The following is a 17905-nucleotide window of genomic DNA, read 5'->3' on the forward strand; positions in this document are numbered from 1 at the left end:
GGCGCAACTTTGGAGTAACAGGAGCCGAATGGCGGGGTTAAGGGACAGATGTGGCTTGTTTTTTAGAGCGTTTTCCTCGTTTTCGGATGGTGGGGCAGTAGGGTTTGGGGGGTCGAGGGGTGCCAGTCGGCCAGCCCGGTGATTTTCCTCGGGGTTTGGGAAGTGCAGTCGGTGTGCCCAACTGAGCGAAAAGTGGAGCGATGGAATCAGCCACTCGTCCAGGAGTCAGAGCGGCTTGAGGTTTTTGCCAGGGCAAGGGTTGGTCTTGGACGAGATCACGCGCTAACCATAACTGCCAGGTGGCTAAGGGCATCAAGTCACTCCAGCGTTCCGCCGCTTTGGGGTCTGCCAGTTTCGGCAAGAGCCAATGCAGTCGCTGCTTGATGAAGCGGTACCAGTGGTCGATAGCAAAGCGTTGCAGATAGCGTTGCCAGAGGGTGTCTAAGGGCGGTGGACTCTCGCCAACCCACACCAACCAGAGGGGGCGAGCGGGGCGAGGGTGTCCGGTGGCATCAAGGCGTTGCACCTGAATCAGCCGCATGGGATGAGCAGCGGCTTGCCGAAAATGCAACTGGTGCCAACAGCGCACCCGCACTGTCCCCAACTTGGGATGCTCGAGAATTGCTGTCTCATCGGCTGACCACCAGGTGTCGGGGTCATTGAGTTTGAATTTGTCGCCGTGGACTTTGGGACGTCCTCGTCCACTGTAGGGCGGCGGTGCTCCCCAGAGGTTCAAGTTAGAGCGCAGACGCATGAGTTTATCGGCGGCAATATCAGCGGTTTCCAGCACGAAGCGAGCACAGCCATACTCACTGTCCCAGAGCGTCAAGGGACGACAGGATAACTCTTTACACACTTGCCGCAGTTGAAATGCAGCTTTGCTTAATGGGCTCTCCCAACTGGTAATTCGCTCATGCCGCAAAGGCAAGGCCCAACTGCCTGACTCGGGTGGAATCCAGGCCAACGTACTGTAGCCTTGACCGACGGTAATCGGCCCCCCTCCTCCCACACCCTGAGCCTGATGTTCATACGTCCGTTCGGGTAAGCACTTCGCGTCTGGACGGGGCCATGCCGTATGGTCGCCAGCCAACACCACTGGCTCCTCCTGGGGCAGTTGCTCCAGGTACAGCTGCATCAGTCGGCGGCGCTGCGGTCGGCTGTCATGTACAGCGCTATAGATACTCGGCCATTGGCGACGAAAGAATGGGGAGCGCGAGAGCTCGACAAAGCTGGGCGCTTGCCGTGTCGTCAACACCGCGTCAATGAGTTCAAAGGTCGCATCATGCGCTCGTCCCAAATACTGATGGGCGCGCTGGCGAAATCCGTACAGGCTATCGTAGGGCATAGTAGTCGCTGAGGTGAGTGGTATTGTCTCAGCTTCTGCTATAACGCGGTTCGTGCCTAGCACGACCGCGATTTTCTTTCGCTCTTTAGTCTAAACTCCAGTCATGATGGGAGCGCCTGAAACTGAAGAGGGTTCTGGTGGCAGAGAGCGACCACAGCATTTAGTGAAAGTTCAGCCGTTTTATATGGGCAAGTTTCCAGTGACGCAGGCGCAGTATGAGGCGGTGATGGGTACGAATCCAGCGACACAGTCTGATGCTAAGTTTGTGGCACCTAACAAGCCAGTGATTAATGTCAGTTGGCATGATGCGGTCAAGTTTTGCGAGAAGCTGTCTCAGCAGACAAAGCGAGAGTACCGTTTACCCAGCGAAGCGGAATGGGAATATGCCTGTCGAGCCGGAACGGAAACTCCGTTTCATTTTGGTGAAACGATTTCGACTGATTTGGTGAATTACGATGGCAACTACACCTACGGTAGTGGCGTGAAAGGGGAGTATCGAGAACAAACCACTCCGGTGGGGAGTTTTCCGGCCAATGCCTTTGGTTTGTTTGATACGCACGGCAATGTTTGGGAATGGTGTTTAGATCACTTCCATGAAAATTATCAGAATGCGCCGACCGATGGAAGCGCCTGGATCGTAGACGGAGAAAGCGATTTCAGGATTTTACGCGGCGGTTCCTGGTACGACTATCCGATTGATTGCCGTTCGGCGAATCGGTTCAGGTTCTCCCCCGGCCTCATCTTCCATTATGTTGGTTTTCGGGTGGTGTGCGTGTCTGCGTGAGCACTCCCAACGGTCAGAATCGGTAAGAGGGATTTTATCGAGCGTACATCTGGGAGTCCAGACCTGTTCCGGCGAGGGGGGCAACACCTTCCAAAAATAAACCTGAGCCAGTCACTTTGGTAAGTTCGCTGAAAATTTGGCTGGCTCTACCCGTTTTAAGCTTCTACTGGACGTTCATCCACCTTTTCAACACCAACACCCAAATGCCCCACTTTTACATAAATCAAACAGCCCTCACGACTAAACGGCGTATGCAGACTGCCATGCGGATTCCGTAGCCAAGTGCCCAGGGGATAGCTGCCGTGTTCATCTTCAAACACGCCCTCCAGCACCAAAATCTCCTCACCGCCGTAGTGCGTATGGCGCTGAAACTCGGTTCCCGGTGCCCAGCGCACCAGCGCCACATTCTCCGTGCCAAAACTGTGCAGCGGCAACACTTGCAGCCCGTCTACCAACCCTGGATGCCACTGGGCTTGGTGCATATCCACCACCACCCGCTGATGATCCTGCGGGTGCATCTGCCACAGCTTCACCAAAATCGTGCAGCCATCCCGACTCGATGGCCTGTGCTTGGAGCCAACTGGATTCCGCACATAGGTGCCTGCTGGATAATCGCCATACTCATCAGAAAACACACCGTCGAGCACGAAAAACTCCTCACCGCCACCGTGAACATGGGGCGAAAACTCGCTACCGGGAGCATAGCGCACAAGCGATGTCGCTCTGGCCACTTCCTCGCCATCCCGATCCAACATGCGGCGCTGCACACCCGGCATCGGCGAATCAATCCAGGGCAGATCTTCGCTAAAGACAACAGCGCGTTGGCTCAAATCGGCATGTAGCTTCATGGTGTTTTCCTTAATATGCGTAGAAATAGTTGTAGGCGCAGGTTTAGCCGATAGGTAATGGTTCTAAATCAAAATTGGTCAGCAAAACCTGCCCCTACAGAACGTTAATAATTATCGGTTAGGCGACCGACCATTCTCCCGTGAAACCGAGCGAGGGTGAATATTCCTCAAATTCCCAGCGGAAGGGCAATACCTCTGGTAGGTAGACCATTTCATCAACCGTGATCCGCACCAGCCGCTCGGCTCCGGCGTAGGTTGCAACAGCAGCTTGATCCCAAATAATTTCAGCCTGTCCCGTAATCGACAGCAAATGACCCTGCTCAAAGTCGATAAACAGCACGCCAACCTTGGGATTGAGCGACAGATTGCCAATTGTGCTGTAGAAGTTGTTGCCCGCAAAATCAGGAAAGGTAAACATGCGCTCATTGTCAATCCGCACAAAGCCCGGTTTGCCGCCGCGATGGGACACATCTACGCCTTGGCTGACGCTCTGATCTGCCTCGCTGTGACTGGTGTAACTGGTGGCAATAAAAAATGCATCGGCTTTGCTTATCAACTCACCCATTGATGGCGTGAACTGTTTGTGACGCTGTGGTTTAAGGGGTGTAGCAGCAAGCCGTTCCGGTAGCCAGTGGAGCTGTCGCTTTTGGATGAACTGGGGGCAGTTGCCGAAGGATTGGGTGACGGTGATGGTGAAGCTGCTGTGTGAGGTAGGTGTAGGAAGTGCGATCGCACTTCCCTCACTTTTCCTATTTACGCCACTCACCCGCCCATTCATCCGATTCCGCCGCCGAGTTGCCAAGTCAATTCCCAACAGCCCCAGCTCAGAACCCTGGTGCAGACTATCGTTCAGCGGATCACCGGGAAGGGGCTGAGCATTCACCACAAGCGTCACCTCATCCGGCGACTGAATAAAATCCGGTTCTCCCGCAATAATCGAAGCCCAAGGCCGATCCTGATTGTCCAGGCTGCCGAGAATCAAAAACGGTAGCTGCTTATAAAACTGGCGATGCTGGTCAGGCATATACTGCCGAATGAAGCGGCGACCGATGTTTTCCATCCTGTCGCGCACCCCCATCCGCGTCTGAATTTCGCGCTCGCCAACATGGAACGGCGATGCATCCACCGTCCAACCTTGTTTAGATTGCATAATGAGTACCTCTACTCGACCCTCAGCCCTCTAAATCCAAAATCTAAAATCTAAAATCCAAAATCCTTTGTCCTTACGTCACCGCAGCAGGAGCCTCAACACCGCGCATACCAATAAAGCCGGGAAGCTGCTTAATCCGGTCAATCCAGGCGACGACATTTGGATATTGCTCCAGTGCAATCTTGCCATCGGGAGCCAGCGCAACATAGGGAAATACGGCGATATCGGCAATCGTGGGCCGCTCAAACTCTAGCCAAGTGCGATCGCACAAATGGTCGTCCAAGTGCTGCAAAATCAGGTGTGATTTTTCGGTGGCGCGTTCAATGTTGATCGCTTTGGAGCCGAACAGATGATAGAGCCGCGCATTCTCTGGGCCTTGCCGCACTTCGCCCGCCGTGGTGGAAAGCCAGCGCACAACGTGGCTCAGCTCAATCGGCTCAATCGGCAACCAGGTATCGCCACCATACTGCCGCGCCAGATAAACCAGAATCGCTTGGGCATCTTGCAGCACCAGGTCACCATCGACTAGGGCTGGCACCTGTCCGAATGGATTAATCGCCAAATACGCAGGCTGCTTGTGTTCACCTTTCATCAAATCAACCTGCTTAAATTCATACTCCAAACCGAGCAGTTCCAGAAACAAACGCACTTTGAAACTATTACCCGAGAGTTCATGACCGTAGAGCGTAATCATGGCAAAAATCTCCTGTATAGGAATGAATTGAGTTTTTTACAATCTGACTTGCGATCGCACTTTTTTACGTGAGTAGGCCATGTAGGTCGGGTTGAGCTTGCGAAACCCAACGATGATGAAGGGTTGTTGGGTCTCGCAAGCTCGACGCCAACCTACCAATTGACATCCAATTTGATATCTAAACCGCGACTTCATCCGCCAGCGTGCCGTACTCACTCTTAAACGTTGGCTTGAAAATATCCATGCCCACCTGAACTGCCGGACGTGCCTTCAGCCGCTCAATCCAGGCTTGTACCTGGGGAAACTCGTCGAAGGAAATGTCCAGATAAGGCGTTTTCGCCGCTGCCACCCAAGGAAACGTGGCCATATCAGCAATCGAATAGTCCCCAGCAATGTACTCCTGCTCCGCTAGCTGGCGCTCTAAAACGCCCAGCAGACGAAGGGTTTCCGTTTCATAGCGGTTAATCGCATAGGGGATCTGCTCCGGTGCCGCATTGCGAAAATGGCCGAGCTGACCAAACATCGGCCCGACGCTGGCCATTTGGAACATCAGCCATTCAATAACCCGAGTGCGATCGCGGATTTCAGTTGGCAAAAACTGTCCCGTTTTCTCCGCCAGGTAAATCAGAATCGCACCCGATTCAAACACCGTAATATCCGTTTCGCGATCGCGGATGGCGGGGATTTTACTATTGGGATTAATGGCGACAAACTCCGGCGAAAACTGCTCGCCCTTGGTGATGTCTACTTCGTGAATGGTGTAGGGAAGCTTCAGTTCTTCCAGCAGAATGGCAGGCTTGCGGCCATTGGGCGTTGCGTAGGCGTAGAGGTCAATCATGATGATTCTTTCCAGACTTATATAGAACGGTCTGTCTATTTTGATTATGTAGACAGGTCTGTATATTGTCAACCCATTTCTGAAATTGCTTTCTTTGCAACCTCTGTAACCCTTTATCTCCTCTGAATTGTGAACGATTAACCTTAAAACTGGCTGAGTGCATGCCGTGAACCGCGAATATTGCCGCCATACATTGCAATAAATTGCGATCGCACTATCCATCAGGCTCCCCTCAGTAAGCTGGTAAGAAGATCGACCAAATAACCAAGTTTTCAGGTTCGATTGGGGTTGCTGGCGGGAAAATTGAGGAGTATGAACACCTCGGATCAGCTTATAGACAGTTTCAATACCGATTTCAATGCCAACATCGGTGCAAATGTGAATGCCGCGCTGAATGGGACGACGAATGGCGATCTGGCACGGCAGGAGGCCATTTTGCATCGTCATCAAATGCATCAGGCATCAAATTACAGCGTGCCGGACGATATGGCAGGCGAGGCTATAGCCGCAGCAAATTCCTTACCAACATCACCGTTAGCAGCAACCGATTCGCCCGCTGCCAGTCCCGCCCATGCTCTAGCCACACCGACACCGCCAACCGTCTCCACGGTCAGGCTTGAACACGTGGTTCTGCGTCTGCCGCTTACCGCTATCAATCGGCTTCAGGGTGCCCAGTTCCAATTTGTCGCTCAGTCGGACGTGCCCGCTTTGGCGGCCTCCGCACGGCAACTGATAGACGTGCTAACTGCTCTGCTCGCGCCCGACAGCGGCTGGCCAGAGGATCAGCCACAGACGCCGGAAAACCTACTCACTTACCTACTCGACGAAGCTCAGGACGTGCAAGCGGCGTGGCAGCGAGATACGATGCTGCGTCCGTCTGAGCGTCGGCACTCTGTGCCTTGTCATCTCACTTTGGCCGCGCTGGCCTCCCCGCTCATTTGGAGCATCGCGGCTCAATCGCCTGTGCTGATGCAGCTTTTGGAGGGCGTGCAGGCACGCATCTTTCAACCGGGTCAAGACTGGCAAGTGGGACAAATTCGGCTCGCGGTTTGGCTGACGGTTGAAGTTGGAGCACAGCAGGAATCACTTGATTTAGTAGCTCAGCGTCCGCCCAGCAACCTGTTGGACAGCCAAACGCTGATTCAAGTTGAAGATCGGGAGTTTGGGGCTACTCCGACTTGGGTACAGCGGCTACAGCTTGAGCTAGAGTCGCAACTGGCCCACCATCCCCTGCTGGATGAATTGCTGACTGGCTTGGATATTGAACTGTTGCTGCCGGAGCAGAGTTGGCAAGCTGGAACGATCCAGCTCCATTACGGTCTAGGATTTACGCCGTTAGAACAGTGCTCTGCTAATTGGCAAACGGGTGTAGATGATGCGCAGCGATTGGTGCAGGTTCACATTCAGAACGAGGCATGGGTGGAGGTGATGGCGCAGGCCATTGCCCAGCAGCGGTTCCTGCATGAAATGGTGTGGCAAGCGTGGGACGATGATCAACCGGATCAGAAGCTTGATCCGCGCTGGCTGGTGCAGTGTGCCTGCTGGGCAGGGGATGAGCATCAGACGAGCTTGGGCTGGTCGACATTACCTAGACCGTTGAGGTTGCGATCGCTGGGCTATCGAATTCTATGGTCTATTCTTCAGGCCAGCTATCGGGCGACGCGGCTCATGGCAGGTGTCAAAGCCCAAACGTTTTCGCCCCAGCAGCCTTGGCAAACGGGCTACATCCGGCTGCGATCGCAGTTGACGATTCACACGGCTAAAGGTCGATGGGCCTGTGATTTGAGTACGGGAACGCGGCTCAATCCCTATGCTGTGGTGCTGGATTCAGCGGCTCTGATTCAGTTTGAGCAGCCAGATTTGTCGCCGCATTTACCGACTCATCTGGTGACAGCCGCCAGTCTACAGGAGCAATTGATGCGTCAGCTCCAGCGACGATCGCCGGAGCTAGAGGGCTGGCTGCACGGTGTAGAGATTGGCTTACAGCCGATGGCGACCGACGGCACAGAAAAGCCAGTGGTACAGGGACGGCTACAGCTCGAACTAGCGCTGGAACTGGTGCCTAATGCTCTAGACTCCTCTATCACATCTCATCTCGCTCCCTATTCACCTGTTGTTCAGTCATTGCCATGATTTACGTTTATGGATTTTGTGTTCCCGCTGAGGCGCTGTTGCCGACGCTGAGCGGTATTCAGACCGAGGTGCAGTTTATGCACTACGAAGGGCTGTGCGCCGTGATTGAACCAGAGGTAGACTACGATGCGATCGCAACTAACGATCAGCAGCTCATGCAGGCGGTTTTGACCCACGACCGAGTTTTACAAGAGGTGTTTCAGCACGTGACGGTGCTGCCGCTCCAGTTTGGCACCCAGTTCTACTCGGAAGAGGGACTGCTCCAGCATTTGGCAGAACACCAGCAGTCCTATCATCAACAGCTTGCTCAACTCGCGAATCAGGGCGAGTATCTGCTGAAGCTGATTCCGGTTGAGCAATCGGAACCGCCCTTGCCCAATCAGGCCAAGGGTCGCGACTATTTCCTAGCCAAGAAGCAGCGATATCAGGCCCAGGCCGAGTATCAGCAGCAGCAGCAGGCTGAGTTGGCTGAGCTGAAAGATGCGATCGCAAAGCTATATACCCATTGGAAGCACAGTGAACCCAAGGATGGCATTGAGCGCATTTACCTCTTGCTGCCCCGCGATGCCGAAGCTGATATCCAAAATCAGTGCCAGATCTGGCAAGAACAGTTTCCCCACTGGACACTATTTGTCAGTGCGCCACTGCCGCCTTACCATTTTGTCTAACTTAAACTCAAAGCAATAAAAATCTGATGCTACTGTTCTAATGGCGAGATTTACTTTCACTAGAGAGGGCTAATCAGTGCGTCGGAGCACTCTGAAACCGTGGATTCGCTGGGTAATTGTCGGTAGCGTTGTCAGTCTGATTGGCGCTGGAGCAATCTACTGGCGCTTTCAGCGAGCGATCACTCCAATTCAGCCCTCGGCTTTTTACACTCCACCGACTCCTTTACCCGATGGTCAACCCGGCACGATCATTCGCCAAGAACCGCTGCTAGAAGATTTACCCGAAGGGGCAGTGGCTTGGCGCATCATGTATCGTTCTACAGGCATGAATGGGGAACCTATTGCCGTAACAGGCACAGTGGTTGCCCCACAAGAACCTAGTGACTCGCTTCGTCCAGTCATTGCTTGGTCACACGGTACAGTGGGTGTCTTACCCGAATGCGGAGTCAGCCACACCGCAGATCCCTATAAACAAACGCCCGTGGTGGATCTGATGGTGGATCAGGGTTTTGTGGTCGTTGCCACTGACTATCCGGGGCTGGGTACACCGGGTATTCATCCCTATCTGGTTGGCAATGTTTCGGCGTACTCGATTTTGGATTCTGTGCGAGCTGCTCAGCAGTTGGATGTCAATGCGGGCAAGCGTTTTGTGGTTTGGGGTGCATCACAAGGGGGACAAGCAGCGCTATGGGCGGCCCAGTCTGCCGCAGAGTATGCTCCAGAACTGGAACTGGTTGCGGCGGCAACATCGGCACCCGCTATTAATCTAGCGGGAATCATTGCAGCCAAAAAGGATGACCAAGGAGGAGGCGTTTTGATTAGTGAAGCCTTTTATGCTTGGAGTCACGTTTATCCCAACGTCAGCTTGGACAGCATTATTCAGCCGGAACAGCGCGATCAGTTCGAGCGGATGGCAACCACCTGTATATCTACGCCCGCTGCCTTTTTGACCATTGGCTCGCTCTTGAAACCGTCCGAGTATCTGAGCGCCGACCCGCTAACTACGGAACCCTGGCGCACCATCATTGAGCAAAATACGCCTCGGGAACCACTCAACGTGCCGCTGCTGATTACCCACGGTACAGCCGATACGCTGATTCCAATTGAGTTAAATGAAGCCGAGGCAGCACGGCGCTGTGCGGCAGGCGAAAATGTGGAATTTATGCGTCTGCCTGGTGTAGGGCATGATGCCCGTGATGAATCTGGGATTGTCACTGTGGGCTGGATTGAAGATCGCTTTGCGGGACGGCATACGGGATCGACCTGTGGTACCGATGCTGCGGAAGGTTTGTAGCTTATAGTTCATAAGACCTTATCGGAAATTGTTTTGTAGCGCGGCTCCGCCGCGCTACAAAACAATTTCCAACCCCAAAAACTTTATTTCCAATAAAGTCTATTGTTAATAGTTCATGGTAGGTCATCCATTACCTCAATTGGGAAACAAAGAGATGAATCCTGAACGTGCAGCTCAAATCCGCGATCGCATTCGTGCGGCAGAGACAAGGCTTTATGCGGCCATGCTGGCTTCGGATGTGGCTGAGCTGGATGCGCTGATTGCCGATGACCTGCTGTTTGCGGGGCCAACGGGCGATTTAGCGACGAAGGAAATGGATCTGGAACTGCACCGCACGGGCGGCACGCAGTTTCGGGAGCTGGTGCCCAAAGAACTAGAAATTCGCATATGGAGCGAAGACTTTGCTCTGACCTCAGCCAAAGTGTTCCTCAGCGGCACGTTTTTGGGTGATGATTTTGCAGGCGACTATCGCTACACCCGAGTTTGGCGCAATGGCAAGAAGGGCTGGCAAATTGTGGGCGGCAGCGTTTGCGCGATGGTGCAATGATCGGGGTGCCCTGATCTCAAGTCCGGTTAGTAGGATTGCGGTGAAGGCTGTACCCGATGGAAGCGATAGGTGCTTTTCATTTCGTGGTTGAAGAATGCGCCAGTTGATTCTGCGGCTTGCAAAGCATTCCAGGTGTCTGCATCCACACCTTGGTATTGATACACCGAGCCATTTTGGAACTCCACCTGGAGCAAATTGCGATCGCAACCAGCTCAGACTGATTAACTTTGGATAATTCCTATCTCACCGCTGCGTCTTCGCTCACGTCTCATTCCGTTCTCGCACCGTGCGACGGTTCTACCGATTGATAGACAACAGAAGTCATTGCTTGCCACAACTAACGTGTCGCACCTATCTCGCTTCAGCACAGCGTTAGACTAGCAATCCATTGTGTAAATCTGTCAGTGCGATCTCAGACAGGAAAAGTGCGATCGCACTTTGCTAAACCGAATGGCACTCAAAAACTGGCTACCCTAAAAGCGAAGTTGTAGACTCTACAGCAACAGTACGACAACAGACCGTCCCAGCCCCTCCATCGCCACTCTCGCAGCACTGCTGCTTGATAATTGTGTAAATCTTCTGTTGATGACGCGATTTTATGAGTAGTCAAAACAAAAGCGGTGAATACAGCACTCACCGCTTTTGTTTTGCTCTTTCAAAGCAGGTAATTAACCCACTACACCGTCATTTCCACCTCAGCCTTGGGCTTGTCTGTCGCGTAGTCTTGAATTGCTCGCACATCTAGCTCTGCCGTTTGCAGGGCCCGAATGGCGGCTGCTGTCGCTTTAGCTCCAGCAATCGTCGTAATGATCGGCACCTTGTAGGCCAGTGCTGTCCGGCGGATAACCCGATCGTCAACCTGCGCCGTCGCGCCCAGCGGTGTGTTGACGATGAGCTGCACCTGGCCATTTTTAATTGCGTCTAGGATGTGCGGGCGGCCTTCATGAACCTTAAGAATCAGATCAACATCCAGCCCATTTTCTGCCAAGACTTGCTGAGTGCCTGCTGTGGCAATCACCTTAAAGCCTAGGCTGATCAGATCCTTCACCACTGGGACAACGGCCTGCTTCTCGCGATCATTCATCGAAACAAATACCGTACCGCTCAGCGGTAGACGCTGACCTGCCGCAAGTTCAGCCTTGGCGAACGCTTTACCAAAGTCGGTATCGATGCCCATGACCTCACCTGTGGAGCGCATTTCTGGTCCCAGGATTGTGTCTGTACCCTGGAACTTCTCAAATGGCAGCACCGCTTCCTTCACTGCAATGTGATGGGGGATGATTTCTTCGGTGAAGTCCATGCTGGCCAACGTTTCGCCCGCCATTGCTTTCACAGCTATCTTAGCGAGGGGAACACCGATTGCCTTTGAGATAAACGGCACCGTTCGGGACGCACGGGGATTGGCTTCCAGAATGTAGACTGTGTCGCCCTGCACCGCAAACTGAATATTCATCAGACCGATAACTTTCAGTTCGCCGGCCAGTTGAATTGTCCATTTGCGAATCTTTACCAATGCCTCATCGCTGAGGGAGATATAGGGGATGGAACAGGCCGAGTCACCGGAGTGAATCCCTGCCTGCTCAATATGCTCCATGATGCCGCCGATCACAACCTGACCGGTTTGATCGGCCACCGCATCCACATCGACCTCGATCGCGTTCTCTAGGAACTTGTCAATCAAAATCGGGTGATCCGGTTCCACCTGCACCGCGTAGGTCATGTAGCGCTCTAGATCCTGGTCAGAGTAGACGATTTCCATTGCCCGTCCGCCAAGGACGTAGCTGGGCCGTACAACCACCGGATAGCCAATTTTCTGGGCAATCTTGAGCGCTCCTTCATAGCTGCGGGCGATGCCGTTGGGCGGCTGAGCAATATCCAGCTTACGCAGGATTTGTTCAAATCGCTCTCGGTCTTCGGCAGTGTCGATGGAGTCTGGCGAGGTGCCCCAGATAGGAGCCTTGGCCTCTTCTAGAGGCACCGCTAGCTTCAGCGGCGTCTGCCCGCCAAACTGGATGATGATGCCCTCAGGCTGTTCAGCTTCGATGATGTTGAGCACGTCTTCTTTGGTCAGCGGCTCAAAATAGAGGCGATCGCTGGTGTCGTAGTCGGTGGAAACCGTCTCCGGGTTGGAGTTGACCATGATCGTCTCAAACCCTTCCGCCTGGAGCGCATAGGAGGCGTGACAGCAGCAGTAGTCAAACTCGATTCCCTGACCAATCCGGTTGGGACCACTGCCCAGAATCATCACCTTGCGCTTGTCAGAGGGCAGCGTTTCGGTTTCTTCTTCGTAAGCGGAGTAGTAGTAAGGCGTGTAGGCTTCAAACTCCGCCGCGCAGGTGTCCACTGTTTTGTAAGCGGGGATGACGCCCAGACCTTTCCGGTACGTCCGCACTTCGTCCTCGGTGGTCTTGGTGGCATAGGCAATTTGACGATCGCTGAAGCCTTGTCGCTTGATGGCGTACATGTCGTCTTTGGAAATCTCTTGGAGCTTCATCCGCTTCAGAGCTTTCTCGGTTTTCAGCAAGTCCTCAAGCTTATCGAGAAACCAGGGATCAATTCCGGTCAGCTCATAGATATCCTCGACTGACATACCCATCAGCATGGCGTGGCGCAGGGTCAGTAACCGTTCTGGATTAGGTGTTCGCAAATTGGCCCGAATCTGGGTCAGACTGGGCAATTTCTCATCGCGATCGCAACCCCAACCGAAGCGACCCGTTTCCAAAGAGCGCATAGCTTTTTGGAAAGATTCCTGGAAGGTGCGGCCAATTGCCATTGCTTCACCGACCGACTTCATCTGGGTGGTGAGAACTGCTTGGGAGCCGGGGAATTTTTCGAAGGCAAACCGGGGAATCTTGGTCACCACATAATCAATCGTCGGTTCGAAGCTAGCCGGGGTCTTCTTGGTGATGTCGTTGGAAATTTCATCCAGGGTATAACCGACCGCTAGCTTGGCGGCGAACTTTGCGATCGGGAATCCAGTCGCCTTTGAGGCTAGAGCCGAACTACGGGAAACGCGGGGGTTCATTTCGATCACCACCACGTCGCCATCGACCGGATTGACGGCGTACTGAATGTTGGAGCCGCCTGTCTCGACGCCAATTTCGCGAATAATTCGGATCGAATAGTCCCGCAGTCGCTGATATTCCTTGTCGGTTAGCGTTTGCGCTGGGGCAACGGTGACGGAGTCGCCCGTATGAATCCCCATTGGATCCACGTTTTCAATCGAGCAGATAATCACGACGTTATCGGCTAGGTCGCGCATCACCTCTAACTCGTATTCTTTCCAGCCCAGCAGCGACTGCTCAATCAAAATTTGAGATACGGGGCTGGCATCTAAGCCGGATTGCGAAATTTCTTCAAATTCTTCCTGGTTGTAGGCAATACCGCCGCCGGAACCGCCCAAGGTATAGGCCGGGCGAATAATCAGCGGGTAGCTGCCAATTTGGGCGGCAATCGCCTTTGCCTCGTCCATTGTTTCCGCTAGACCGGAGGGGCAAACCTTCACCCCGATCCGCTCCATCGCCTCTTTGAATAGCTTGCGGTCTTCGGCCATCTCAATCGCGGGCAACTTTGCGCCGATCAGATCGACGTTGTACTGATCCAGCACCCCCGATTTTGCCAAGCTCACCGCGACGTTGAGCGCCGTTTGTCCCCCCATTGTCGGCAGTAGGGCGTCGGGTCGCTCTTTCTCAATGACTTTAGCGACCAGTTCTGGCGTCAACGGCTCAATGTAAGTGCGATCAGCCGTTTCTGGATCAGTCATGATGGTAGCTGGGTTGGAGTTAACCAACACCACCTCATAACCCTCTTCCCGCAAAGCTTTACACGCTTGGGTGCCGGAATAGTCAAACTCACAGGCTTGGCCAATCACAATTGGGCCAGAGCCAATGAGCAGAATCTTTTTAATATCGTCGCGACGAGGCATAGACCTACCAGTTCAGTCACTTAAAATCCCAACTATTTTAGTGGGTATCGCTCAGAACAATGCGATCGCATATACAGGTTTACTGACATGCCGAGTTCAAAAAACAGCTCAAATTTTTACCAGGAAAGAGGTACAGCTATTTTGCTCGACTTGTATATTCTCAGAATTAGCTGCAATAGCTCTGGTTGACATCGCTAGTTGACATCGGGAGTACAGTCCGATATTGTCGAGAACGTGATGTCTAATTAAGAATTAGTTTCATTAAGAGCTCGATGCGAGTTACCTCAATGGTTTTAGGTGACGCCCTTCAGTATAGAACTTAACTTTTCAACATCGCCGGACTCAAACAGCAAAGGAGAGGCATTTTACTCATGACACGTTTTAGAAGACGCAGCGTTTTGTCTGCACTGGCAGGATTGACGTTTTTAGCGGCAGTGGGCTGTAGTGATAATCAATCCGCTTCTACGAACACCAGTGGTGAGGCGGCTGCACCAGAGACCGAGGCAACCGGAGAGGTTGTGAATATTTACTCTTCCCGTCACTACGATACGGATACGGCTCTGTACGAAGACTTCACCGAGGAAACCGGGATTGAGGTCAACCTGATTGAAGGGGATGCCGATGAGCTGATTGAGCGGATCAAGTCTGAGGGAGCCAATAGCCCCGCTGATGTGTTTATTACTGTGGATGCGGGACGGCTCTGGCGGGCTGAAGAAGAGGGCATCTTACAGCCGACATCGTCACAGGTTCTGCAAGACCGCATTCCTGAAAACGTGCGTCACCCTGAAGGTTACTGGTATGGCTTGACCAAGCGAGCACGGGTTCTTGTTTACAACAAAGACGCGGTTGATCCGTCAGAACTGTCTACCTATGAAGCCCTGGCTGAACCCCAGTGGGAAGGCCGAGTTTGCATTCGTAGCTCCGGTAACATTTACAACCAGTCTCTCGTCGGTTCAATGGTCGAAACAATGGGCGTTGAAGAGACTGAGAAATGGGTGAACGGTCTGGTAAACAACCTAGCGCGGGAGCCTGAAGGTGGCGATACAGATCAAATTAAGGCTGTAGCCTCTGGCCAGTGCGATGTGGCGATTGTGAACCACTACTACTGGGCTCGGATGGCAAAGTCAGAGGATGCTGCCGATCAGCAGGTGACGGAGCAGACTCAGGTCTTCTTCCCGAACCAGGGTGAAGGGGCGCGGGGTACCCACGTGAATATCAGTGGGGCAGGCGTTGTGGCGAACGCACCCAATAAGGAAAATGCGATCGCATTTATTGAGTACCTTTCGAGTCCTGAAGCGCAGGAGATCTTTGCTCAGGGTAATAACGAATATCCAGTTGTGGAAGGCGTAAAGGTCGATCCCATCGTGGCGGAATTGGGTAATTATAAAGAAGATTCCGTTAACGTTTCTGCCTACGGTCGCAACAATCCCGAAGTGGTCAAAATTGTTGACCGCGCTGGCTGGAAATAATACAGCGGTAGGGCTAGAGAGTGTTTCTCCTCGATAGAGAAACACTCTTAGAACCTATCCGAATACCCCGATTTGGTCACGGTGCACTAGAGGTTTGAGAGGGTTTCCGGATAGGCTCTTAATCAATCTCATTCGGTAGAGAAATGCTGCATAGGCTTGGCAACAGGCCGCAAATAATTTTATTTAATTTATTTTTTATTGAAAATTCTTGCGGTATTGCAACATTTGCGTCACAGCACTCGGCATCATCTCAAAATATTATTGAGTATTAATTTCATTAAGCAGAAATCGATGTTAGGTTATCAAGGGAGCAAAATAGGATTAAGCTGGTCAATTTGATTGATGTGGAACTAGCGGCATTTCACTTTATCCTGATTTTTGGCTCACTCATTTTCCACTTTTCTTTAGTTCTACTTCATCTTTGAACACATTCCCGTATGACTCAGCCTGTAATTTTGCGTTTAGATGGCGTCACTAAGCAGTACACCTCCACCAGCCAACCTGCCGTTGATCGAGTCAGCCTAACCCTGCATCAAGGAGAATTACTCTCGCTGCTAGGGCCATCTGGCTGCGGCAAAACGACTCTGCTGCGGCTCATTGCAGGCTTTGAACGTACCCAAACTGGCCAGATTGACCTCACAAGCCTAACGGTTGATGGTCAAGGCGGCTGGATTCCACCGGAGCGGCGAGATGTGGGCATTGTGTTCCAGGACTATGCGCTGTTCCCTCATTTGACAGTATATAAAAATGTTGCCTTTGGTCTGAAACAGCAGTCCCGTCGCCTCAACGATCGCGAAATTCGTCTGCGAACTCAAGATGCGATCGCACTGGTTGAACTCCAGGGATTAGAACACCGCTATCCTCACGAACTGTCGGGTGGTCAGCAGCAGCGGGTTGCCCTCGCGCGGGCACTGGCACCCCAGCCCAACCTCATTTTGCTAGACGAGCCGTTTAGCAATCTAGATGTGGAAGTGCGGCTCTATCTGCGGCAAAAAGTGCGGGAAGTCCTCAAGTCCACAGGCACAACCGCCGTCTTTGTCACCCATGACCAGGAAGAGGCTCTAGCAATTTCCGATCGGGTTGGCGTCATGCGTCAGGGCCACTTGGAACAGTTGGGTACGCCCGAAGAACTGTATCAGCAACCGATTTCTCGCTTTGTGGCCGGATTCGTTACCCAGGCCAATTTTCTTCCGGCTCGTCGCCAAGGTCAGATGTGGCAAACGGAAGTGGGTGACTTTGCCGTCGATGTCATTTCTCAGGCTGACGAAGCGAGACAGTCTCGTTCCGTTGCCCCTGTACATTCTGCTACCCTTCCTGAATATGACGGCGATTTAATGATCCGCCAGGAAGATCTACATCTGGAATTAGATGATCAAGGCACAGTTCTAATCCGCGATCGTCAATTTCTGGGTCGGGAATATCGTTACTGTCTCCAAACCCCCTCCGGCCAAGAATTACACGCCCGTACCCCTATCCGCTCTCCCCTCCCTATCGATAGCCGAGTATGCGTGAAACTGGCGAATCAAGCCTTTCAGTTTTTTCCTTACGCCCTCACAAGCCCGTCAGTGGATCAGGCTGCTCAACTGAAAGCAAGTTAAATAGACTTTATTGGAAATTGTTTTGTAGCGCGGCGGAGCCGCGCTACAAAACAATTTCCAACCCCAAAAACTTTATTTCCAATAAAGTCTGGTGTTTAATGCAGTCTAGAACGATGGGGGAGTGTGCTGAGCACACTCCCCCATCGTTCTAGACTGCAAATTTTATTTATTGATGCCGACCTGCTGCTTGGCCGTTTCGACAACACGATTAAAAGTATTCTTGCTCTGATCGACTAAGGATTTACCCGCGCCTGACGCAATATCCGATGCCGTTCGATTTTGGTTTTCTTCCTGTAACGAGACGTATAAATTGCGGGCCGATTGTCCTCCCTCGACTGTTTTGTGACCCAGCCAGTTAACCGCTACAATTGCCCAGCAAAAGGCTAGCCACGCTAAAACGATAGCTTCACGAATCACAATGAATATTAAGCTCAGTCCCTGCCCCAGCGTTTTGGCCGTGTCCTTATCAAAAAGCAGTTTTTTCAGCTTTTCTACTTGCTCTGAAATAGGACTGCTCATGGTATTTGAGACAGAGGTATTTGAATTTTCAAAGTCATGCTTATTTGTGGATGAACTTGTCATAGATAATCTCTACTTCTAAATTAATGTGTG

Annotated in this window: 15 protein-coding genes; 7 read left to right on the top strand and 8 right to left on the bottom strand. The window is 52.5% G+C overall.

The features are described 5' to 3' along the window. Nucleotides 1-37: 37 nt before the first annotated feature. Nucleotides 38-1345 carry an NF041680 family putative transposase gene (locus AC286M_RS29115; RefSeq protein WP_488204827.1) on the bottom strand — a complete coding sequence of 436 codons (1308 nt, stop codon included), beginning with the start codon at nt 1343-1345 and terminating at the stop codon, nt 38-40. Between the two features lie 103 nt (nt 1346-1448). On the opposite strand from AC286M_RS29115, the gene AC286M_RS29120 reads away from it, so the two are divergent. Then, nucleotides 1449-2129, top strand: a complete 681-nt coding sequence (locus AC286M_RS29120) for a formylglycine-generating enzyme family protein (RefSeq protein WP_488207712.1) — start codon at nt 1449-1451, stop codon at nt 2127-2129. Nucleotides 2130-2284: 155 nt separating this feature from the next. Here AC286M_RS29120 and AC286M_RS29125 read toward each other — a convergent pair whose 3' ends face one another. The 4 genes from AC286M_RS29125 to AC286M_RS29140 form a co-directional block, all read right to left on the bottom strand. Next, entirely contained in the window at nt 2285-2977 is a 693-nt protein-coding gene (locus AC286M_RS29125) for a cupin domain-containing protein (protein ID WP_488207713.1), read from the bottom strand. Between the two features lie 118 nt (nt 2978-3095). Next, nucleotides 3096-4127 (bottom strand): pyridoxamine 5'-phosphate oxidase family protein, encoded by a 1032-nt coding sequence (locus AC286M_RS29130; protein WP_488207714.1) that lies wholly within the window; start codon nt 4125-4127, stop codon nt 3096-3098. Nucleotides 4128-4200: 73 nt separating this feature from the next. Continuing rightward, a complete protein-coding gene (locus AC286M_RS29135; RefSeq protein WP_488207715.1) occupies nt 4201-4821 on the bottom strand; it encodes a glutathione S-transferase family protein in 621 nt (206 codons plus the stop codon). A gap of 178 nt (nt 4822-4999) precedes the next feature. Further along, on the bottom strand, nt 5000-5659 hold the full coding sequence (locus tag AC286M_RS29140) for a glutathione S-transferase N-terminal domain-containing protein (RefSeq protein ID WP_488207716.1): 660 nt from the start codon (nt 5657-5659) through the stop codon (nt 5000-5002). A 312-nt stretch (nt 5660-5971) separates the two neighbouring features. Between AC286M_RS29140 and AC286M_RS29145 the strand changes: the two genes are divergently transcribed. The 4 genes from AC286M_RS29145 to AC286M_RS29160 all read left to right on the top strand — a co-directional run bounded on the left by AC286M_RS29145 (nt 5972) and on the right by AC286M_RS29160 (nt 10301). Next, a complete protein-coding gene (locus tag AC286M_RS29145) occupies nt 5972-7792 on the top strand; it encodes a hypothetical protein (RefSeq protein ID WP_488207717.1) in 1821 nt (606 codons plus the stop codon). Next, nucleotides 7789-8460: a GvpL/GvpF family gas vesicle protein gene (locus tag AC286M_RS29150; RefSeq protein WP_488207718.1), complete on the top strand. Its 672-nt coding sequence runs from the start codon at nt 7789-7791 to the stop codon at nt 8458-8460. The genes AC286M_RS29145 and AC286M_RS29150 overlap by 4 nt, the downstream gene beginning before the upstream one ends. A gap of 76 nt (nt 8461-8536) precedes the next feature. Continuing rightward, the gene (locus AC286M_RS29155; RefSeq protein ID WP_488207719.1) at nt 8537-9754 is read left to right on the top strand and encodes an alpha/beta fold hydrolase; all 1218 of its coding nucleotides are present in this window, start codon (nt 8537-8539) and stop codon (nt 9752-9754) included. Between the two features lie 154 nt (nt 9755-9908). Continuing rightward, a complete protein-coding gene (locus tag AC286M_RS29160) occupies nt 9909-10301 on the top strand; it encodes a nuclear transport factor 2 family protein (RefSeq protein WP_488207720.1) in 393 nt (130 codons plus the stop codon). A gap of 26 nt (nt 10302-10327) precedes the next feature. Here the strand turns inward: AC286M_RS29160 and AC286M_RS29165 are convergent, their stop codons facing one another. Further along, nucleotides 10328-10495 carry a KTSC domain-containing protein gene (locus AC286M_RS29165; protein WP_488207721.1) on the bottom strand — a complete coding sequence of 56 codons (168 nt, stop codon included), beginning with the start codon at nt 10493-10495 and terminating at the stop codon, nt 10328-10330. 482 nt (nt 10496-10977) lie between these two features. Continuing rightward, entirely contained in the window at nt 10978-14226 is a 3249-nt protein-coding gene (gene carB / locus AC286M_RS29170; protein WP_488207722.1) for a carbamoyl-phosphate synthase large subunit, read from the bottom strand. Between the two features lie 371 nt (nt 14227-14597). Here carB and AC286M_RS29175 point away from each other — a divergent pair, with 371 nt between their 5' ends. Both AC286M_RS29175 and AC286M_RS29180 read left to right on the top strand, forming a co-directional pair. Then, nucleotides 14598-15695, top strand: a complete 1098-nt coding sequence (locus AC286M_RS29175; protein ID WP_488207723.1) for a Fe(3+) ABC transporter substrate-binding protein — start codon at nt 14598-14600, stop codon at nt 15693-15695. 437 nt (nt 15696-16132) lie between these two features. Beyond that, nucleotides 16133-17293 carry an ABC transporter ATP-binding protein gene (locus AC286M_RS29180; RefSeq protein WP_488207724.1) on the top strand — a complete coding sequence of 387 codons (1161 nt, stop codon included), beginning with the start codon at nt 16133-16135 and terminating at the stop codon, nt 17291-17293. 162 nt (nt 17294-17455) lie between these two features. On the opposite strand, the gene AC286M_RS29185 is transcribed toward AC286M_RS29180, so the two are convergent. Next, nucleotides 17456-17812, bottom strand: a complete 357-nt coding sequence (locus tag AC286M_RS29185) for a hypothetical protein (RefSeq protein WP_488207725.1) — start codon at nt 17810-17812, stop codon at nt 17456-17458. Nucleotides 17813-17905: the final 93 nt, after the last annotated feature.

It is taken from the genome of Thainema salinarum CENA647 (assembly GCF_057732415.1).